The sequence below is a fragment of the Streptomyces sp. NPDC006197 genome, assembly GCF_040613865.1.
Classification (GTDB): domain Bacteria; phylum Actinomycetota; class Actinomycetes; order Streptomycetales; family Streptomycetaceae; genus Streptomyces.
On record NZ_JBEXSZ010000006.1, the window covers coordinates 18,484 to 38,753 of the forward strand.

Below are 20,270 nucleotides of genomic sequence, written 5' to 3' on the forward strand. Positions count from 1 at the left end.
CGGGATCCGTATGGCGTGGGCATGGGCCGACACTACGCGCTAATCGGACAATTTTCGCTTAGCGATCATCGCGGCGCGCCGAACCCACCCCTACATGCGGGACACGTTCCGCTCGTAGACCAGGCGCAGACCGATCAGGGTCAGCCAGGGCTCGTGCGCGTCGATCTCCTTCGAGTCGGCGAGGACCATAGGCGCCAGGCCGCCGGTCGCGATCACCGTGACGTCGGAGGGGTCGCCCTTCGGCCCGACCAGTTCCCGCTTCATCCGGGCCACGACGCCGTCGACCTGGCCCACGTACCCGAAGACGATGCCCGACTGCATGGCCTCGACCGTGTTCTTGCCGATCACGCTGCGCGGCCGGGCCAGCTCGATCTTGCGGAGCATGGCGCCCTTGACGCCCAGGGCCTCCACCGAGATCTCGATGCCCGGCGCGATCGCGCCGCCCGCGTACTCCCCGCGCGTGCTGACCGCGTCGTACGTCGTCGCCGTGCCGAAGTCCACGACGATCGCCGGACCGCCGTACAGCTCGACGGCCGCGACCGCGTTGACGATGCGGTCGGCGCCGACCTCCTTGGGGTTGTCCGTGAGGATCGGCACCCCCGTCTTCACGCCCGGCTCCACCAGGACCGCCGGCACGTCCCCGTAGTACCGGCGGGTCACCTCGCGCAGCTCGTGCAGCACCGAGGGGACCGTCGCGCAGATGGCGATCCCCTCGATGCCGTCGCTCAGCTCGACGCCCAGCAGCGGGTGCATGCCCATGAGGCCCTGGAGCAGGACCGCCATCTCGTCGGCGGTCCTGCGCGGGTCCGTGGAGATCCGCCAGTGCTCGACGATCTCCTCGCCGTCGAAGAGACCGAGCACCGTGTGCGTGTTGCCGACGTCGATGGTGAGCAGCATCAGGCCCGCACCTCGCGCAGGTCCAGGCCGATGTCGAGGATCGGGGAGGAGTGGGTGAGGCCGCCGACCGCCAGGTAGTCCACGCCGGTCGCCGCGTACGCCGCCGCGTTCTCCAGGGTCAGCCGGCCCGAGGACTCCAGGACGGCGCGGCCCGCGACCAGGGCGACGGCCTCCTCGGTCTCCAGCGGGGTGAAGTTGTCGAGGAGGATCAGGTCGGCGCCCGCGTCCAGGACCTCGCGGACCTGGTGCATCGTGTCGACCTCGACCTCGATCGGCACCTCCGGGAACAGCTCGCGGACGGCCTTGAAGGCCTCGGCGACGCCGCCGGCCGCCACCACGTGGTTGTCCTTCACCAGGGCGGCGTCGGAGAGCGACATGCGGTGGTTGACGCCGCCGCCGCAGCGGACCGCGTACTTCTCCAGGGCACGCAGGCCCGGCGTCGTCTTGCGGGTGTCGCGGACCTTCGCCTTCGTGCCCTCCAGCGCGTCCGCCCACGCGCGCGTGGCGGTGGCGATGCCGGAGAGGCGGCACAGGATGTTGAGCGCGCTGCGCTCGCCCGTGAGCAGGTCGCGGGTGCGGGCGGTGACGCTGAGCAGCTTCTGCCCGGCCTCCACGCGCGCGCCGTCCTCGACGTGCCGCTCGACCTCGAACTCGTCGGTGCAGACGATCGACAGGACGGCCTCGGCGACCCGCAGACCGGCCACGACACCGGCCTCGCGGGCGGTGAAGTCGGCCGTGGCGACGGCTTCCTCGGGGACGGTCGCCACGGTCGTGACGTCGACCCCGCCGTCGAGGTCCTCGGCGATCGCCAGGTGCGCGATGTCCTCGACCTGGACGGGGTCGAGACCGGCTTCGGCGAGCAGCTCCGCGAGGGCGGGGTCGAGCCCGCACTCGAACTCCTCGCCGTCGCCGCAGGCGCAGCCCTCGCCGCAGCCGTCGGGCTCCTCGTCGGAGACCGTGTTGATCTGGATGAGAGGGACGTCCACGGGCTCGGGACGGGCTTCCTCGGGCGTGCTCACTTACGGCTCCCTGGGGGCGTCGACGGTGGGGGGAAGGTCGGAGGTCTCGGTGGTGCGGACGTCGAGGGTCCGCTCCGGGGTGAGGTGGACGACGAGGTGCCTGCGCCACCGGGCGTCGTCCCGGTCGGGGTGGTCCTCGCGCCAGTGGCAGCCGCGGGTCTCCTCGCGGCGGGACGCCGCCGCGACCAGGAGGCGGGCGACGGCGAGCAGGTTGGTGGTCTCCCAGGACTCGACGCCCGGCTCGGCGGACTTCCGGTCGCCGGCCTCGCCGGACACGGGCGGGATGTGGAGGGCGTCCAGCTCCCCGGAGGCCGTGCGCAGGCCCGCGGCGGACCGGAGCACTCCCGCGCCCAGCGTCATGGTGCGCTGGATACGGCGCCGGGCGCCGGGGTCGAGCAGCGGCAGGACCACCGGGGCCGGGTGCTCCACCGGGACGGCCGGGCCGCGGCCGGGGGCGCGCGCCACGACGTCCTCGGCGATCCGCTCGGCGAAGACCAGGCCCTCCAGGAGCGAGTTCGAGGCGAGCCGGTTGGCGCCGTGGACGCCCGTGCAGGCGGCCTCCCCGCACGCGTAGAGCCCGGGAACGGTCGTCCGGCCCGACAGGTCCGTACGGACGCCGCCGGAGGCGTAGTGGGCGGCCGGGGCGACCGGGATCGGCTCCGTCACCGGGTCGATGCCGTGGGCGCGGCAGGCCGCCAGGATCGTCGGGAAGCGCTCCGCCCACATCTCGGCGCCGAAGTGGCGGGCGTCGAGGTACATGTGCTCGGCGTCCTGCTCCTGCATCCGGCGCGTGATCGCCTTGGCGACGATGTCCCGGGGCGCCAGCTCGGCCAGCTCGTGCTGCCCGAGCATGAAGCGGACCCCGTCGCCGTCGACCAGGTGGGCGCCCTCGCCCCGTACCGCCTCGGAGACCAGCGGCTGCTGGCCCTCGGAGCCGGCCCCGAGGAAGAGCACCGTGGGGTGGAACTGGACGAACTCCAGGTCGGAGACCTCGGCCCCGGCCCGCAGCGCGAGCGCGACGCCGTCGCCGGTGGAGACGCCCGGGTTGGTGGTGGCGGAGAAGACCTGCCCCATGCCGCCGGTGGCGAGGACGACCGCGGGCGCGTGGACGGCCCCGACGCCGTCGTGCTGCCCCTCGCCCATGACGTGCAGGGTCACGCCCGCCGTACGGCCCTCGGCGTCCGTCAGGAGGTCCAGGACGAGGGCGTGCTCGATGGTGCGCACGCCCCGGTCCCGTATCGCCTCGACCAGGGCGCGGGAGATCTCGGCGCCGGTCGCGTCCCCGCCCGCGTGGGCGATCCGGCGGCGGTGGTGGCCGCCCTCCCGGGTCAGCGCGATCTCGCCGTCGGCTGTCTTGTCGAAGTCGGCGCCGGTCGCGATCAGGCGGCGGACGGCGTCGGGGCCCTCCGTGACCAGGGTCCGCACGGCCCGCTCGTCGCACAGCCCGGCACCGGCGACGAGGGTGTCGTCGAGGTGCTGCTCGGGGGTGTCGCCCTCGCCGAGCGCGGCCGCGATGCCGCCCTGCGCCCAGCGGGTGGAGCCCTCGTCGAGCCGCGCCTTGGTGACGACGACCGCACGGAGCCCGGCGGCGGTGCAGCGCAGGGCGGCGGTGAGGCCGGCGACCCCCGAGCCGACCACGACGACGTCGGCGTCGATGGCCCAGCCCGGCGCGGGTGCGTGCAGCCGTATTCCGGTCACTTGGTGGCTCCGAAGGTCAGGGGGATGTTGTCGATGAGCCGCGTGCTCCCCACGCGCGCGGCGACGGCGAGGATCGCCTCCCCGTCATGGCCGTCGGCGACCTCGGTGAAGTCGGCCGGGTCCACGAGGGCCAGGTAGTCGAGGGTGAGCGGCGGCTCGGCCTTGGCGGCCTCGTCCAGGACGGCGCGGGCCGCGGCCCGTACGGCCTCGGCGCAGCCGCCCTCGGCGGCCTGCGCGACCGCGTGCGCGTCGGCGGCGGCCCGGGCCTCGCCGAGCCGCGACAGCGCCTCGGCCCGGTTCTCGGCCCGGCCCTGGGCGCCGGGCAGCGAGGCGGCACGCGCGCGCAGCGCCTCCTGGGCGGCGAGCCGCTCACGGGCGGTGAACAGGGCGCGCGACAGCGACAGCGCCGTCCGGCGCTCCCCGGCCGAGAGGTAGCGGTTGCGGCTGGAGAGGGCCAGGCCGTCGGCCTCGCGGACGGTCTCCACGCCGACGATCTCGACGGGGAAGTTCAGATCGCGGACCATGCGGCGGATCAGGGCCAGCTGCTGGGCGTCCTTCTGACCGAAGAAGGCCAGGTCGGGCGAGGTGAGGTGGAGCAGCTTGGCGACGACCGTCAGCATGCCGTCGAAGTGACCCGGCCGGGAGGCGCCTTCGAGCCGCTCGCCCATGGGTCCGGCGGTGATCCGGACCTGGGGCTCGCCGCCCGGGTAGACCTCGTCCACGGAGGGCGCGAAGACGGCGCTCGCGCCCGCCTCGAAGGCCAGCGCGAGGTCGGCGTCCAGGGTGCGGGGGTAGCGGTCGAGGTCCTCGCCGGCGCCGAACTGGAGCGGGTTGACGAAGACGGTGACGACGACGAAGCCCTCGGCGCCGACGCGCTCGCGTGCGGCCCGGATCAGGGTGGCGTGGCCCTCGTGAAGGGCGCCCATGGTCATGACCACGGCGGTGTTCCCGCGCGTCGCCCAGTGGGCCGCCGCATACTCCAGGTCCTCCACCGTGGGCAGCAGCTCGGCCGGCTCGTACCGGCCGGCGGCCTTCTTGGCGAACAGGGTCATCGGTCGTCTCCTTGCGGCCCGTCGGCGGGGTCTGCGGGGTGGGCGGAACCCGAGGGCTCGGCCAGCACACCCAGCAGGTCCTCGGCCAGCTCGGGCTTGAGCAGGCCGTGCGCGAGCGCCCGGTCGGCGGTCGTGCGGGCCATCGCCAGATAGCCGGACACGGTGCCGGGCGCGTGCTTGCGCAGCTCGGACACGTGGGCGGCGACCGTGCCGGCGTCCCCGCGCGCGACGGGCCCGGTGAGGGCCGCGTCCCCGGACCGCAGGGCGTTGTCCAGGGCGGCGCCCAGGAGCGGGCCCAGCATGCGGTCGGGGGCGGCGACCCCGGCCTTGTGGAGCAGCTCCATCGACTGGGCCACCAGCGTGACCAGGTGGTTCGCACCGAGGGCCAGGGCCGCGTGGTAGAGCGGCCGGGCCTCCTCCGCGATCCACTCGGGCTCGCCGCCCATCTCGATCACCAGCGCCTCGGCGGCGAGCCGCAGCTCCTCGGGCGCGGTCACCCCGAAGGAGCAGCCGGCGAGCCGCTGGACGTCGACGGCGGTGCCGGTGAAGGTCATGGCGGGGTGCAGGGCCAGCGGCAGGGCGCCGGCCCGGCGGGCGGGGTCCAGGACCCGTGCCCCGTACCGCCCGGAGGTGTGGACGAGCAGCTGGCCCGGCCGTACGGCCCCGGTGTCGGCGAGGCCCTCGACCAGTCCGGGCAGCGCGTCGTCCGGCACGGTCAGCAGGACCAGGTCGGCGAGGGCGAGGACTCGGGCGGGCTCGACGACCGGGACGTCGGGCAGGAGTTCGGCGGCGCGCCGCCGGGAGGCGTCGGAGACCGCCGAGACGGCGACGGGACGGTGCCCGGCGAGCCGGAGCGAGGCGGCGAGGGCGGGGCCCACACGGCCGGCGCCGACGACTCCGACGGTGAGCCGGGCGGGTCGGTCCTCGGCCCGGGGCTCCGATGCTCTGGACTCTGGCGCTGCTGGTGCGTTCACGGTGGGGACGGCCTTCCGTTCCAGTCCTCGGCGGGTACCGGACGATTTCTGGTCATGCTACGCCAGCGTTTCGCGGCGCCCCGTGGACCGTCCACAGGGTGTGGGCGGTGGTGTGATGATCGGCCCATGAATCCTGTGACTCCTGCGGAGACTCCTGTGGACGAGGAAGCCGCCCGGCTCCACCGGGCGAAGGTGTGGGGCAGCGCCGAGCGCCGCCTGTGGGACACCTCGATCGACGGCACGGTCGGCTCGCGGCTGCGCGAACTGACCGCCTGGGCCCGGGCCGCCGGCCACGAGGACGCCCCGGTCGACACGTACGGGAACGGTCTCGTGGAGGAGCTGGAGCGGCGCGTCGCCGAGGAGCTCGGCCTCCCCGACGCCGTCTTCTTCCCCACCGGCACCATGGCCCAGCAGGCGGCGCTGCGCTGCTGGGCCGGGCGCACCGGCAGCCCCGTCGTCGCCCTCCACCCGCTCGCCCACCCCGAGGTCCACGAGAACGGGGCGTTCGGGGCTGTCTCGGGGCTCCGCACGGTCCACCCGACCGGCGCGCCCCGGCTGCCGACCGCCGAGGAGGTGCGGAACCACCCGGAGCCCTTCGGGACGCTGATGCTGGAGCTGCCGCTGCGGGACGCCGGCTTCGTGCTGCCGTCCTGGGAGGAGCTGACCGAGGTGGTGGAGGCGGCCCGGGAGCGGGACGCGGTGGTCCACTTCGACGGGGCCCGGCTGTGGGAGACCACGACGCATTTCGGCCGCGGGCTCGCGGAGATCGCGGGACTCGCCGACAGCGTGTACGTCTCGTTCTACAAGTCCCTCGGCGGCATGTCCGGGGCCGCGCTCGCCGGCCCCGAGGAGGTCATGGAGGAGGCCAGGACCTGGCGGCACCGGTACGGCGGGATGGTCTTCCAGCAGTACCCGGCGGCGCTCTCCGCGCTCCGGGGCCTGGATGTCGAGCTGCCCCGGCTGCCCTCGTACGTGGCGCACGCGCGCGTGGTGGCCGACGCGGTCCGGGAGGCGTTCGCGGAGGCGGGCACCGGCTGGTCCCGGGTCCACCCGGAGGCTCCGCACACCCACCAGTTCCAGGTCTGGCTGCCGTACGAGCCGGACGTCCTGACGGCGGCGGCCCTCGCCCAGACCGAGGACACCGGCGCCGCCTTCTTCCGCCGCTGGTTCGCCCCGGGCGCGGGCGGTCCCCCGGGCGTCGCGGTCACGGAGCTGACGGTGACGGGCCCCGGCCTGGAGTGGACGGCGAAGGACGTGAAGGAGGCGGTACGGGACTTCCTGGCACGCGTCGAGAGGTGAGGCCGTCCTGACCGGCCGGGGCTTCGGAGGCCGTCAGGACGGTGGGCCTCCCCAGGCCGTCAGGACGGTCGGCGGCGGAGCAGGCCGTCAGGACGGCCAGCGGTGGCGCAGGGCCGCGCGGAGGCGCAGGCGCAGCCCGCCGCCGGCCCTGCGGATGCTCAGGCGCAGCCCGCCACCGGCCCTGCGGCCCGCCACCACCCGCTCGAAGCGGCGGCGGTCGCGGACGGCCCGCAGGACGGCGACGTCGTGGGTGCCGGGCGCCGGCGGCGTCGGTTCGCCGAGCCGGGCGGCACGGTAGGCGTCGAAGAGGTGCTGGTGCAGCGCGTTCATGCCCTCACCGTGCGCCGCGCCGCCACGCCCCGGCCCCCGGATTGACGCCCCCCGTCAATCCGGGGCCCGCCGATTGACGACCCCCGTCAAACGGGACGACAGCTCCCCCGTCCCGCCCCGCACCATGGACGGGTGAGCGTGACCATCGACATCACCGGACTGCCGCACGAGCGGATCACCTTCTGCCCCTCGCCGCTGGCCGAGCTGGGCGCCGCCCTGCACGCCCTCTCCCAGCCCACGCACCACCCCCGGCTGCACGCCTGGACCACCACCACGACCGCGGCCCTGAAGCCGGAGCTCGCGGACCGGCTCCACGAGGCCGACTTCATGTGGAACACCACCCGCTCGGACATCCTGCTGACGGCGCGGCCCCGGGAGACCCTCGCGGAGGAGCTGGACGACCTCGACCTCATGGACGACGAGAAGTTCGTGGGCTCCGCTCTGGAGATCTCCTGCAACAGCAACTACGCCCAGGGCGCCCCCTCGCCGCTCGTCGACGAGCGGATGCGCCGTCGCGCCCTCGACCTGGCCGCCGCCCGCGGCCCGCGTCAGACCGCGTTCGTGGAACGGATGCTCGCCGACCCGCCCGGTACGCGCGCGTGGATCCGGCGGCTCCTGGAGGACTGCGACGAGGCCTTCTTCGCGGACACCTGGCGCCGCGTCCGGGTCCAGCTCGCCGCCGACGCCCGCCACAAGACGGAGCTGATGCGCCGCAAGGGGCTCGCCGAGGCCGTCGCCGACGCCTCCCCCGCGATGAGCCTGGAGGAGGACGGGCACGGCTCCCGGATCGTCGTCGACAAGCTGGTCCAGGGCCGGACGAGCGCCGAGGGCACCGCGGTGACGTTCCTGCCGACGGCCTTCGGCTGGCCGCACCTCTTCGCCCTCCACACCCCCGGCTGGCAGCCCGTCGTCCAGTACCCCATCCCCGCCCGCGACCTCGGCGGCGCGGCCTCCGTCGAGGCGGTCAAGCTGCGCCTGGAGGCCGTCGCCCACCCCATGCGGATGCGGCTCTGCCGCAGCCTGGCCCGGGGCTCCAGCACGACGAGCGAGCTGGCCGACGCGTACAACATCACCGCCCCCGAGGTCTCCCGCCACCTCGCGGTCATGAAGAAGGCCGGGCTGATCACCACCCAGCGCCGCGGCCGGTACGTGCTCCACCAGCTCGACGTGTCCGTCGTCGCCCGCCTCGGCAGCGACTTCCTGGAGTCGGTGCTCCGCTAGGACCCGACTCCAGGTAGGACCCGACTCCGGGGGTGGGCCTAGACCGCGCCGCCGCCCGCCCGGACCAGGCCCGTCTCGTACGCCAGGACCACGACCTGGACCCGGTCGCGCAGGCCCAGCTTGGTCAGGATGCGGCCCACGTGCGTCTTCACCGTCGCCTCGGAGAGGACGAGCCGGGCGGCGATCTCGCCGTTCGACAGACCCTGCGCGACCAGCATCATCACCTCGCGCTCCCGCTCCGTCAGCCGCTCCAGCCCCTTGTGCCGGGGCTCCTTCCCCGAGGACGGCAGCATCGGCGAGAAGCGGTCGAGGAGCCGGCGCGTGGTCGAGGGCGCCACCACCGCGTCCCCGCTGTGCACCGAGCGGATCGCACCGAGCAGCTCCGCCGGCGGCACGTCCTTCAGCATGAAGCCGCTCGCACCGGCCTTCAGGCCCGAGAAGGCGTACTCGTCGAGGTCGAAGGTCGTCAGGATCAGGACCTTCGGAGCATCCGGCTGCGAGCAGATCCGCCGGGTCGTCTCCACCCCGTCCAGCTTCGGCATGCGCACGTCCATCAGGACGACGTCGACCGCCGTGGAACGCAGCACCTCCAGGGCCTCGACACCGTCACCGGCCTCCGCCACGACCTCCATGTCCGGCTGGGCGGCGAGCACCATGCGGAAACCGGTCCGCAGCAGCACCTGGTCGTCGACGAGCATCACGCGGATGGACATCAGGTCAGTTCCTTAGGGGTCGTCAGTGAGCGGGCTTGAGGGGGAGCAGGGCGCTGATCCGGAAACCGCCGCCCGGACGCGGGCCCGCGTCCAGGGTGCCGCCGACCATGCCGACCCGCTCCCGCATGCCGATCAGACCGTGGCCCCGCCCGTCGGCGCCCCCGTCCTCGTACATCTCCTGCGGAGCGCCCCGGCCGTCGTCCTCGACGAGCAGGCCGAGACCGTCGTCGAAGTAGACGAGGCGCACGCTGGCACCCGCGTCCGGCCCGCCGTGCTTGCGCGTGTTGGTGAGGGCCTCCTGCACGATCCGGTACGCGGTGAGCTCGACGCCGCTGGGCAGCGGGCGCGGGCTCCCCTCGATCGCGAAGTCGACGGTGAGGCCGGCGCCCCGGACCTGCTCCACGAGGTCCTCGATCTGCCGCACGTCGGGCTGGGGCACGTACTCCCCGGCCTCCTGGTGCTCGCCGGTGCGCAGGATCCCGAGGAGTCTGCGCATCTCGGCGAGCGCCTGCCGGCCGGTGGTGGAGATCGTCTCCAGGGCCTGCTTGGCGGTCTCCGGGGAGGAGTCCATGACATAGGCGGCGCCGTCGGCCTGGACCACCATCACCGACACGTTGTGCGCGACGACGTCGTGCAGCTCGCGGGCGATCCGGGCGCGCTCGGCGGCGACCGCGACCTTGGCCTGGGCCTCGCGCTCCTGCTCCAGGCGGGAGGCCCGCTCCTCCAGCTGCGCGAAGTAGGCGCGGCGGGTGCGGAGCGAGTCGCCGAGGACCCAGGCGAGGGCGAACGGCACGGTCATGATGATCGTGAAGAAGATCTTGGCCGCGCCGGAGTTCGCGCCCTCCTCCATGGGCCATCTGAGCTGCGAGAGCGTGGAGGCGCTGAGTCCGCCGATGAGCGCGAGTCTGGACGCCCAGCGGGGTCCGTCGTGCGCCGCGACGGTGAAGATGATCACGAGCATGGCGAAGTCGGCCATGAACGGCACCAGGCCGAAGGCGAGCTGGGCGACGCCCAGCGCGACCGCGAGCACCAGCATCTTCTCCGGGGCACGCCGGCGCAGGGCCACGACCAGGGAGAAGAGCACGGCGACGATCGCGTACCCGGCGGCGCTGCCCGTGGTGGGTCCGGTCGACACCACCCACAGCGCGGAGAACCCGAGGAGGACGACGGCCCAGAAGCCGTCGACGCCCGTCGGGTGTCTGCGGATGAAGTCGTAGAGGCGCTGCACGTCACCCAGAGTAGGGAAAGGGACGGGTGCGGGGATCAACCGTGGGGTCGATCCTTGGCGCCGGGCCCCTACTCCCCGAGGTGGACACTGGGGCACGTGACGGATGAGACGTGTCAGTGGCAGGGGTGGCGGGAGGCCACGGAACGGGCGCTGTACGGCCCCGGGGGCTTCTACCTGCGCCCCGAGGGCCCGGCGGGGCACTTCCGCACCTCGGTGCACGCCTCCCCGCTCTTCGCGGCGGCCGTGGCCCGGCTGCTCGGCGAGGTCGCGGAGGAGCTGGGGACCGCCGAGGTCGACCTGGTGGACGTGGGCGCGGGCCGCGGCGAGCTGCTGACGTCGGTGCTCGCGGTCGTCGGGTCCTCGCTCGCGGTGCGGGCGTACGCGGTCGAGCGCGCCGCCCGCCCGGACGGGCTCGACCCACGGGTGGAGTGGACGGACCGGGTGCCGCGGGGCGTGCGCGGACTGCTCTTCGCGAACGAGTGGCTCGACAACGTGCCGGTGGACGTCGCCGAGGCGGACGCGACGGGCACGGTCCGGTACGTGGAGGTCCGCGCGGACGGCACGGAGCGGCTCGGCGCACCCGTCTCCGGGCCGGACGCCGACTGGCTGGCCCGCTGGTGGCCGCTGCGGGAGCCGGGTGCGCGGGCCGAGATCGGGCGGCCCCGCGACGAGGCCTGGGCGGCGGCGGTCGCCTCCCTGGCGGCGGGCCGCGCGGTGGCCGTGGACTACGCGCACGTACGGGAGGCCCGGCCGCCCTTCGGGTCCCTGACCGGCTTCCGCGCGGGCCGCGAGGTCCCCCCGGTCCCGGACGGCAGCTGCGACGTGACGTCCCACGTGGCCCTGGACGCGTGCGGGGACCTGCCGGCCGGGGACGGGCTCGCCGTCGCCGAGCTGGTCACCCAGCGGGAGGCGCTGGGGCGGCTCGGGGTGTCCGGGGGACGGCCGCCGCTCGCGCTCGCATCGACCGACCCCGCCGGTTACGTCCGCGCGCTCGCCTCCGCCGGAGAGGCGGCCGAGCTCACCGCCCGCGGCGGTCTCGGCGACTTCCTCTGGCTGAGCTGCCGGGTCCGCCCCTCGGGCAGGAGGCCGGGGCCCCGGGACGGCAGGGGATACTGACCGCATGACGGAGACGACGGTCGGAATCGGCGGCGCGGCGGAGAGCACCGACATGGTGCTGAACATCGGGCCGCAGCATCCCTCGACCCACGGCGTGCTCCGGCTCCGGCTCGTGCTCGACGGCGAGGTCGTCCGGCACGCCGAGCCGGTGATCGGCTACATGCACCGCGGTGCCGAGAAGCTCTTCGAGGCGCGGGACTACCGGCAGATCATCATGCTGGCCAACCGCCACGACTGGCTGTCCGCCTTCTCCAACGAGCTCGGCGTCGTCATGGCCGTCGAGCGGATGCTCGGCATGGAGGTCCCGGAGCGGGCCGTGTGGACGCGGACGCTCCTCGCCGAGCTGAACCGGGTCCTCAACCACCTGATGTTCCTCGGCTCGTACCCGCTCGAACTGGGCGGGATCACCCCCGTCTTCCACGCCTTCCGGGAGCGCGAGGAGCTCCAGGCGGTGATGGAGGAGGTCTCCGGCGGCCGGATGCACTACATGTTCAACCGGGTCGGCGGCCTCAAGGAGGACCTGCCCGCCGGCTGGCTTGGGCGGGCGCGGCAGGCCGTCGCGGACGTCCGGTCGCGGATGGACGTGTACGACCGGCTGGTCCTCGGCAACGAGATCTTCCGGGGCCGTACGCGCGGGGTCGGCGTCCTCAGCCCGGAGACCGTCCACGCGTACGGGGTGTCCGGGCCCATCGCCCGCGCCTCGGGTGTCGACTTCGACCTGCGCCGCGACGAGCCGTACCTCGCGTACGGGGAGCTCCAGGACACCCTGCGGGTCGCCGTGCGGCAGGAGGGCGACTGCCTCGCCCGGTTCGAGTGCCTGCTCGACCAGACGCACAACTCCCTGGACCTGGCGGACGCCTGCCTGGACCGGCTGGCCGAGCTGCCGCCGGGGCCGATCAACCAGCGGCTGCCGAAGGTGCTCAAGGCGCCGGAGGGGCACACGTACGCCTGGACCGAGAACCCGCTCGGCGTCAACGGCTACTACCTGGTGTCCAAGGGCGAGAAGACCCCGTACCGGCTGAAGCTGCGCTCGGCGTCCTTCAACAACATCCAGGCGCTGGTGGAACTGCTGCCGGGGACGCTGGTCGCGGACATGGTGGCGATCCTGGGCTCGCTCTTCTTCGTCGTGGGCGACATCGACAAGTAGCGCCCCACCCGTTGTGGGCAATCGTTCCGCTGGGGCGGTGCCCACCCACCCCGTTGTGGGCAATCGTTCCGCTGGGGCGGAACGGGTGGGCACAACGGAACGGCGCCCCTTGCCGGGCCTAGGCTCCCGCGCCTGGACGGTCACCACTGGTGCGCCGCACGGGTGGTGCGGGTTCAGGCGCGGAACGCGGAGGCGCCGCTGAGCGCGCCGTCCCGTGTGCCCACCCGTCCCGCCCCAGCGGGACGATTGCCCACACGGGGGGGTGGCGGGGGGCACCGCCCAGCGGGCGCGCGCCCGCACGGCCGGGGCACCGCCCCGCAGGCGCGGTGGGCTACTCGTCGCCCTCCAAGTCGCCCTCCGTCTCCAGGAAGACCCGCCGCAGCGCCGCCAGCGTCTCCGGGTCCGGCTTCTCCCACATGCCGCGCGACTCGGCTTCGAGGAGGCGTTCCGCGATGCCGTGCAGGGCCCACGGGTTGGCCTCCTTGAGGAAGGCCTGGTTCGTCTCGTCGAGGACGTACTCCTGCGTGAGCTTGTCGTACATCCAGTCGGCGACGACCCCCGTCGTGGCGTCGTAGCCGAAGAGGTAGTCGACGGTCGCCGCCAGCTCGAACGCGCCCTTGTAGCCGTGGCGGCGCATCGCCTCGATCCAGCGCGGGTTCACGACACGCGCCCGGAAGACGCGGGAGGTCTCCTCGACCAGTGTGCGGGTGCGGACGGTCTCCGGGCGGGTCGAGTCGCCGATGTACGCCTCGGGGGCGGTGCCGGTGAGCGCGCGGACGGTCGCGACCATGCCGCCGTGGTACTGGAAGTAGTCGTCGGAGTCGGCGATGTCGTGCTCGCGCGTGTCCGTGTTCTTCGCGGCGACCGCGATCCGCTTGTACGCGGTCTCCATCTCGGCGCGCGCCGGGCGGCCTTCGAGCCCGCGGCCGTAGGCGTACCCGCCCCAGACCGTGTAGACCTCCGCCAGATCCGCGTCCGTGCGCCAGTCGCGCGAGTCGATCAGCTGGAGGATGCCCGCGCCGTACGTGCCGGGGCGGGAGCCGAAGATGCGGGTGGTGGCGCGCCGTTCGTCGCCGTGCTCGGCGAGGTCGGCCTGCGCGTGGGCCCGTACGTAGTTGTCCGAGGTGGACTCGTCCTCCAGGCCCGCCACCAGCCGTACGGCGTCGTCGAGGAGTCCGATGACGTGCGGGAACGCGTCGCGGAAGAAGCCCGAGATGCGCAGCGTCACGTCGACGCGCGGGCGGCCGAGCTCGGCGAGCGGGATGGGCTCCAGGCCGTTGACCCGGCGGGAGGCCTCGTCCCACAGCGGGCGGACGCCGAGGAGGGCGAGCGCCTCGGCGACGTCGTCTCCGGCGGTGCGCATCGCGCTCGTGCCCCAGAGGGAGAGGCCGACGGAGGTCGGCCACTCGCCGTTGTCGGCGCGGTAGCGCTCCAGCAGCGAGTCCGCGAGCGCCTGGCCGGTCTCCCAGGCGAGCCGGGACGGCACGGCCTTCGGGTCGACGGAGTAGAAGTTGCGGCCGGTCGGCAGGACGTTGACCAGGCCCCGGAGCGGGGAGCCGGACGGGCCGGCGGGGACGAAGCCGCCGTTCAGGGCGTGCACGGCGTGGGCCAGCTCGTCGGTGGTGGCGGCCAGGCGCGGCACGACCTGGAGGGCGGCGAAGGACAGCACCTCGCGGACCTCGGGGCCGTACGCGGCGGCGACCGTGTCGATCGCGTCCACCGCCCAGCCGGCGGCCTCCATCGCCTCGACCAGCTCGCGGGCCTTCGCCTCCGCCTCGTCGGCGGTGGTGCGGGTCGCGGCCGACTCGTCGAGGCCGAGGGCCTCGCGCAGGCCGGGCAGCGCCTGCGTGCCGCCCCAGATCTGGCGGGCGCGGAGGATGGAGAGGACCAGGTTGACCCGGGCCTCGCCCTCCGGCGCGCCGCCGAGGACGTGCAGGCCGTCGCGGATCTGGGCGTCCTTGACCTCGCACAGCCAGCCGTCGACGTGCAGCAGGAAGTCGTCGAAGCCGTCGTCCTCGGGCCGCTCTTCGAGCCCCAGGTCGTGGTCGAGCTTGGCGGCCTGGATCAGGGTCCAGATCTGGGCGCGGATGGCCGGGAGCTTCGCCGGGTCCATCGAGCTGATCTGCGCGTACTCGTCGAGCAGCTGCTCCAGGCGGGCGATGTCGCCGTACGAGTCGGCGCGGGCCATCGGCGGCACCAGGTGGTCGACGAGGGTGGCGTGGACGCGCCGCTTGGCCTGGGTGCCCTCGCCCGGGTCGTTGACGAGGAACGGGTAGACCAGCGGGATGTCGCCGAGGGCCGCGTCGGGGCCGCAGGCGGCGGACAGGCCGGCGTTCTTGCCGGGCAGCCACTCCAGGTTGCCGTGCTTGCCGAGGTGGACCATGGCGTCGGCGCCGAAGCCGCCGTCCTCGGCGCGGGCGGCGATCCAGCGGTAGGCGGCCAGGTAGTGGTGGGACGGCGGAAGATCGGGGTCGTGGTAGATCGCGATCGGGTTCTCGCCGAAGCCGCGCGGCGGCTGGATGAGGATCAGGAGGTTCCCGCGCCGCAGCGCGGCGAGGACGATGTCGCCCTCGGGGTTGCGGGAGCGGTCGAGGAACATCTCGCCGGGCGCGGGGCCCCAGTGCTCCTCCACCTGCTCGCGGAGCTCGGCGGGCAGGGTGGCGTACCAGCGCTTGTAGTCGGCGGCCGGGATGCGGACCGGGTTCTTCGCGAGCTGCTCCTCGGTCAGCCAGTCCTGGTCGTGGCCGCCGGCCTCGATGAGGGCGTAGATCAGCTCGTCGCCGTCGCCGGAGACGAGGCCGGGGAGGTCCTCCACCGGGCCGAAGTCGTAGCCCTCCTCACGGAGGCGGCGCAGGAGCGCGACCGCCGACGCCGGGGTGTCCAGGCCGACGGCGTTGCCGATGCGGGAGTGCTTCGTGGGGTACGCGGAGAGGACGAGCGCCAGCTTCTTCTCGGCGTTCGGGATGTGGCGGAGGCGGGCGTGCCGGACGGCGATCCCGGCGACGCGGGCGGCGCGCTCGGCGTCGGCGACGTACGCGGGCAGACCGTCCTCGTCGATCTCCTTGAAGGAGAAGGGGACGGTGATGAGCCGGCCGTCGAACTCGGGCACGGCGACCTGGCTGGCGGCGTCCAGCGGGGAGAGGCCCTCGTCGTTCTCCTCCCACGCGGACCGCGAGCCGGTCAGGCACAGCGCCTGGAGGATCGGCACGTCGAGCGCGGCGAGCGCGCCCGCGTCCCAGGCCTCTTCGTCGCCTCCGGCCTGCGCCTCGGCGGGCTTGGTGCCGCCGGCGGCGAGGACGGTGGTGACGATGGCGTCGGCCGTACGGAGACGGTCGAGCAGCTCCGGCTCGGGGGCGCGCAGGGACGCCACGTACAGCGGGAGGGCCCGGGCGCCGGCGTCCTCGATCGCCCCGCAGAGGGCGTCGACGAAGGCGGTGTTCCCGCTCATGTGGTGGGCGCGGTAGTAGAGCACGGCGACGGTCGGGCCGGTCTCGTTCCGGACGGTCCGCTCCAGGGGGCCCCAGGTGGGGGCGGCGGCCGGGGCCTCGAAGCCGTGGCCGGTGAGCAGGACGGTGTCGGAGAGGAAGCGGGCCAGCTGCTCCAGGTTCCCGGGGCCGCCGTGCGCCAGGTAGGCGTGGGCCTCGGTGGCGACGCCGATCGGGACGGTGGAGGCCTCCATGAGCTGGGCGTCGGGGGCCTGCTCGCCGCTGAGGACGACGACCGGCTTCCCGGCGGCGAGGACCGCGTCCAGGCCCTCCTGCCAGGAGCGGACGCCGCCGAGGAGGCGGACGACGACCAGGTCGGCGCCGTCGAGGAGGGCCGGGAGGTCGGCGAGCGGAAGGCGGGAGGGGTTGGCGAAGCGGTACTCCACCGGCCCTCCGGCCGCGCGGGCGCTGAGCAGGTCGGTGTCGGAGTGCGACAGCAGCAGGAGCATGGCGAGCTCAGGCCTTCCTCGGGGTTGTCCGCGCCCCGGGTGGTCGTGTGGACGGCAGGAGTTCCTGACTCACCCGTGCCATCGCTGGTACGGGTTCACAGTGGCGGGACCGCGCCGGATTCTCACCGGGCTTCCTCCCCGGGGCCCTGGGACCCCATGCCGATCTGCATCCTAGATCGTGCCGTCTCCGGGCCGGAGGGAACCGGGGAGTCGGCCGGATCACACCCGGTGGTCAGCCGGTTCCCCGTGGGTATGCTCGCCGCCATGCCGCCCACCCCGCCCCCGACGCCCGAACCGGGCGAACCTCGCATACGGGACCGTGGCGACGCCTGCCCCGGGGCGCTGCGCCTGCACCCCGCCGACGACGGACGCCTCGCCCGACTGCGCCTGCCCGCAGGCCGCCTGACGGGCCGTCAGGCCGAGGTCCTGGCCCGCGCCGCCGAGACCCTCGGCGACGGGCGGATCAGCATCACCTCACGCGGCAACGCGGAGCTGCGCGGCCTCGGCGAAGGCTGCGGGGCGGAGCTCGCGGAGCTCCTGGCCGGGGCCGGTCTGCTGCCCTCCCCCACCCACGAACGCGTCCGCAACATCGTGGCCTCGCCCGGCGCGGAACTCGACGGACTCGGCTGTGCGGACGTGCAGTTGTGGGCGCGCGCACTGGACGCCGCCCTGTGCGCCGAGCCCCGGGCCGCGTCCCTTTCGGGACGGTTCCTGTTCGTCCTCGACGACGGGCGCGGGGACGTCGCCGGACTCGGCGGCGATGTGAGCTTGATCGCAGGCCAGGACGGGTCCGTCCTCCTCCGGCTCGGCTCCCGGGCCTTCCGTCTCGCCGCCGACGACGCCGTACGGGCCGCCCTCGCCGCCGCCCTCGCGTTCCTCGACGCCGCCGAGGCCGCCGGGAACGGGGCCTGGCGGCCGCACGAGCTGCCCGACGGGCACGTCCCCGACTGGGCCGGGGCCCTCGCACGGGCCGGGATCACGGCGGAGCCCGTACCCGTACCGCCGCTTCCCGTGTCCCGGCCGCCCGCGCCCGGGCCGCTCGGCGAGCACGCCCTGCACGTCCTCGCCCCCCTCGGCCGGCTGACCGCCGCGCAGCTGCGGGCCCTGGCCGACGGGGCCGGCGAGCTGCGGTTCACGCCCTGGCGCGGGGTGGTCGCCGTCGAGGCCCGTGCCGACCGGCTGCCCGGCCTGGAGACGCACGGCCTGGTCACCCGGCCCGACCTGCCCTCGGTCGGGGTCAGCGCCTGCACCGGACGGCCCGGCTGCGCCAAGTCCCTCGCCGACGTCAGGACCGTCGCCCTCGCCGCACCCGCGGGGCCGCTGCCCGTGCACTTCTCCGGGTGCGAACGCCGCTGCGGGCACCCGCACGGCACCTGGGTCGACGTCCTCGCCACCGGCGACGACGCCTACCTGGTGGACGGCGTCCCCACCCCCCGTACCTCCCTGCCCGAAGCAGTGACCACGGCCCGCACGACGAGATGAGCGAGAGCAACAGGATGTTCGACTACGAGAAGGACGGGACGGAGATCTACCGCCGGTCCTTTGCCACGATCCGCGCCGAGGCGGACCTCGCGGGCCTGCCCGCCGACGTCGCCCAGGTGGCGGTCCGGATGATCCACGCCTGCGGCATGACCGACCTCGTGCAGGACATCGCGTACTCCCCGGGCGTCGTCGCGAGCGCCCGCGCCGCCCTCCGCGCCGGCGCGCCCGTCCTCTGCGACGCCCAGATGGTCGCCAGCGGCGTCACCCGCAAGCGGCTGCCCGCCGACAACGAGGTGCTCTGCGCCCTCTCCGACCCGGCCGTGCCCGGCCTCGCCGCCGAGCTGGGCACCACCCGCTCCGCCGCCGCGCTCGAACTGTGGCGGGACCGCCTCGAAGGCTCCGTCGTCGCCATCGGCAACGCCCCGACCGCCCTCTTCCACCTCCTGGAGATGGTCGCGAAGGGCGCGGGGAAGCCCGCCGCCGTCCTCGGCATCCCGGTCGGCTTCATCGGCGCCGCCGAGTCCAAGGACGCCCTCGCCGAGAACACCCTCGGCCTCGACTACCTGGTCGTACGGGGCCGGCGCGGCGGCAGCGCGATGACGGCCGCCGCGATCAACGCCCTCGCCCACGAAGCGGAGATCCAGGCATGACCACCCCGACCGGCAAGCTCTACGGCGTGGGCCTCGGCCCCGGCGACCCGAACCTGATGACCGTCGCCGCCGTGAAGGCGATCGCCGAGGCCGACGTCGTCGCCTACCACTCGGCCCGCCACGGCCGCTCCATAGCCCGCTCCATCGCCGCCGAGCACATCCGCGAGGACCACGTCGAGGAGCGGCTGATGTACCCGCTCACGGTGGAGACCACGGACCACCCGGGCGGCTACCGGGGCGCCCTGAACGACTTCTACGAGGAGGCCTCGGCCCGCCTCGCCGCCCACCTCGACGCCGGCCGCACCGTCGCCGTCCTCGCCGAGGGCGACCCGCTCTTCTACGGCTCGTACCAGCACATGCACAAGCGGCTCGCCGACCGCTACGACACGACCGTCATCCCCGGCGTCACCTCGGTCAGCGCCGCCGCCGCCCGGCTCGGCGAGCCGCTGTGCGAGGCGGAGGAGGTCCTCACGATCATCCCCGGCACCCTGCCGGAGGACGAGCTGACGGCCCGCCTCGCGGGCACCGACTCGGCGGTCGTCATGAAGCTCGGCCGCACCTTCCCCACCGTGAAGCGGGCGCTGGAACGGGCCGGCCGGCTCGACGACGCGCGCTATGTGGAGCGCGCGTTCATGACGGGCGAGCGCACGGAGAAGCTGACGGACGTGGACCCGTCCTCCGTCCCGTACTTCTCGGTGGCCGTCCTGCCCTCCCGCATCGACCAGGAGCCTCCCGTACGGGAGATGGGCGAGGTCACCGTCGTCGGCACCGGCCCCGCCGGGGCGCCCTGGCTCACCCCCGAGTCGCGCGGCGCGCTCGTCAACGCCGACGTCCTCGTCGGCTACACGACGTACCTCGACCGGGTCCCCGTCCTCCGCCCCGGGCAGATCCGGCACGGCTCCGACAACAAGGTCGAGTCCGAGCGCGCCGAGTTCGCCCTCGACCTGGCCCGGCGCGGCCGGAAGGTCGCGGTCGTCTCCGGCGGCGACCCGGGCGTCTTCGCCATGGCGACGGCCGTCCTGGAGGTCGCCTGCGAACCGCAGTACGCGGACGTGCCCGTACGGGTCCTCCCGGGGGTGACCGCGGCGAACGCGGCCGCCGCCGCGGCCGGCGCCCCCCTGGGCCACGACTACGCCACGATCTCCCTCTCCGACCGCCTCAAGCCCTGGGACGTCATCGAGGCCCGGCTGCGCGCCGCCGCCTCCGCCGACCTCGTCATCGCCCTCTACAACCCGGGCTCCAGGTCCCGCACCCACCAGGTGGCCGCCGCCCGCGACCTCCTCCTCGAACTCCGCGCCCCCGAGACCCCGGTGGTCGTCGCCCGCGACGTCGGCGGCCCGGAGCAGTCGGTCCGGGTCCTCACCCTGAAGACCCTGGACCCCTCGGAGGTCGACATGCGCACCCTCCTCCTGATCGGCTCCTCGCAGACGCGCGCGGTCGAACGGGGCGACGGCCGCACGATCACGTGGACGCCGCGGCGGTACGGCTGAACACGGAGGTGACGATGTGG

At 74.3% G+C, this 20,270-nt stretch carries 16 protein-coding genes and 1 riboswitch; of the genes, 7 read left to right on the forward strand and 9 right to left on the reverse strand.

Features of this window, described 5'->3' with window-relative positions:
• Positions 1-90 precede the first annotated feature (90 nt).
• Genes ABZ318_RS02955 through ABZ318_RS02975 form a run of 5 tightly spaced genes read right to left on the reverse strand, consistent with a single transcriptional unit; the run spans position 91 to position 5,640 of the window.
• Positions 91-897 (reverse strand): type III pantothenate kinase, encoded by an 807-nt coding sequence (locus tag ABZ318_RS02955; protein WP_190155747.1) that lies wholly within the window; start codon positions 895-897, stop codon positions 91-93.
• A complete protein-coding gene (gene nadC / locus ABZ318_RS02960) occupies positions 897-1,916 on the reverse strand; it encodes a carboxylating nicotinate-nucleotide diphosphorylase (RefSeq protein WP_356900724.1) in 1,020 nt (339 codons plus the stop codon). Before nadC ends, ABZ318_RS02955 begins: the two co-directional genes overlap by 1 nt.
• Positions 1,917-3,614, reverse strand: coding sequence for an L-aspartate oxidase (locus ABZ318_RS02965; RefSeq protein ID WP_356900725.1), 1,698 nt, complete (start codon positions 3,612-3,614; stop codon positions 1,917-1,919).
• Entirely contained in the window at positions 3,611-4,666 is a 1,056-nt protein-coding gene (panC, locus tag ABZ318_RS02970; RefSeq protein ID WP_356900726.1) for a pantoate--beta-alanine ligase, read from the reverse strand. The genes ABZ318_RS02965 and panC overlap by 4 nt, the downstream gene beginning before the upstream one ends.
• Entirely contained in the window at positions 4,663-5,640 is a 978-nt protein-coding gene (locus tag ABZ318_RS02975) for a DUF2520 domain-containing protein (RefSeq protein WP_356900727.1), read from the reverse strand. The genes panC and ABZ318_RS02975 overlap by 4 nt, the downstream gene beginning before the upstream one ends.
• Positions 5,641-5,766: 126 nt before the next feature.
• On the opposite strand from ABZ318_RS02975, the gene ABZ318_RS02980 reads away from it, so the two are divergent.
• Positions 5,767-6,939 (forward strand): beta-eliminating lyase-related protein, encoded by a 1,173-nt coding sequence (locus ABZ318_RS02980; RefSeq protein ID WP_356900728.1) that lies wholly within the window; start codon positions 5,767-5,769, stop codon positions 6,937-6,939.
• 87 nt (positions 6,940-7,026) lie between these two features.
• Here ABZ318_RS02980 and ABZ318_RS02985 read toward each other — a convergent pair whose 3' ends face one another.
• On the reverse strand, positions 7,027-7,269 hold the full coding sequence (locus tag ABZ318_RS02985) for a hypothetical protein (protein WP_356900729.1): 243 nt from the start codon (positions 7,267-7,269) through the stop codon (positions 7,027-7,029).
• Positions 7,270-7,401: 132 nt separating this feature from the next.
• Between ABZ318_RS02985 and ABZ318_RS02990 the strand changes: the two genes are divergently transcribed.
• Positions 7,402-8,490: a DUF5937 family protein gene (locus tag ABZ318_RS02990; RefSeq protein WP_356900730.1), complete on the forward strand. Its 1,089-nt coding sequence runs from the start codon at positions 7,402-7,404 to the stop codon at positions 8,488-8,490.
• Between the two features lie 38 nt (positions 8,491-8,528).
• Here the strand turns inward: ABZ318_RS02990 and ABZ318_RS02995 are convergent, their stop codons facing one another.
• Complete coding sequence (locus ABZ318_RS02995) at positions 8,529-9,203, reverse strand: response regulator transcription factor (RefSeq protein WP_356900731.1); 675 nt, start codon at positions 9,201-9,203, stop codon at positions 8,529-8,531.
• Between the two features lie 22 nt (positions 9,204-9,225).
• Entirely contained in the window at positions 9,226-10,431 is a 1,206-nt protein-coding gene (locus ABZ318_RS03000; RefSeq protein ID WP_356900732.1) for a sensor histidine kinase, read from the reverse strand.
• 96 nt (positions 10,432-10,527) lie between these two features.
• On the opposite strand from ABZ318_RS03000, the gene ABZ318_RS03005 reads away from it, so the two are divergent.
• Together ABZ318_RS03005 and ABZ318_RS03010 are read left to right on the forward strand one after the other, a co-directional pair.
• Positions 10,528-11,547, forward strand: coding sequence for an SAM-dependent methyltransferase (locus ABZ318_RS03005; protein ID WP_356900733.1), 1,020 nt, complete (start codon positions 10,528-10,530; stop codon positions 11,545-11,547).
• Between the two features lie 4 nt (positions 11,548-11,551).
• Positions 11,552-12,694, forward strand: coding sequence for an NADH-quinone oxidoreductase subunit D (locus tag ABZ318_RS03010; RefSeq protein WP_356900734.1), 1,143 nt, complete (start codon positions 11,552-11,554; stop codon positions 12,692-12,694).
• 331 nt (positions 12,695-13,025) lie between these two features.
• On the opposite strand, the gene cobN is transcribed toward ABZ318_RS03010, so the two are convergent.
• Positions 13,026-16,628: a cobaltochelatase subunit CobN gene (gene cobN, locus ABZ318_RS03015; protein ID WP_356900735.1), complete on the reverse strand. Its 3,603-nt coding sequence runs from the start codon at positions 16,626-16,628 to the stop codon at positions 13,026-13,028.
• 37 nt (positions 16,629-16,665) lie between these two features.
• Positions 16,666-16,805, reverse strand: a riboswitch (cobalamin riboswitch).
• Positions 16,806-16,880: 75 nt separating this feature from the next.
• Between cobN and ABZ318_RS03020 the strand changes: the two genes are divergently transcribed.
• The 3 genes from ABZ318_RS03020 to ABZ318_RS03030 are packed head-to-tail and all read left to right on the forward strand — an operon-like array spanning position 16,881 to position 20,250.
• Positions 16,881-18,110, forward strand: a complete 1,230-nt coding sequence (locus ABZ318_RS03020) for a cobalamin biosynthesis protein CobG (protein WP_356900805.1) — start codon at positions 16,881-16,883, stop codon at positions 18,108-18,110.
• A complete protein-coding gene (locus tag ABZ318_RS03025) occupies positions 18,107-18,760 on the forward strand; it encodes a precorrin-8X methylmutase (RefSeq protein ID WP_356900736.1) in 654 nt (217 codons plus the stop codon). The genes ABZ318_RS03020 and ABZ318_RS03025 overlap by 4 nt, the downstream gene beginning before the upstream one ends.
• Positions 18,757-20,250 carry a precorrin-2 C(20)-methyltransferase gene (locus ABZ318_RS03030; RefSeq protein WP_356900737.1) on the forward strand — a complete coding sequence of 498 codons (1,494 nt, stop codon included), beginning with the start codon at positions 18,757-18,759 and terminating at the stop codon, positions 20,248-20,250. Before ABZ318_RS03025 ends, ABZ318_RS03030 begins: the two co-directional genes overlap by 4 nt.
• Positions 20,251-20,270 lie beyond the last annotated feature (20 nt).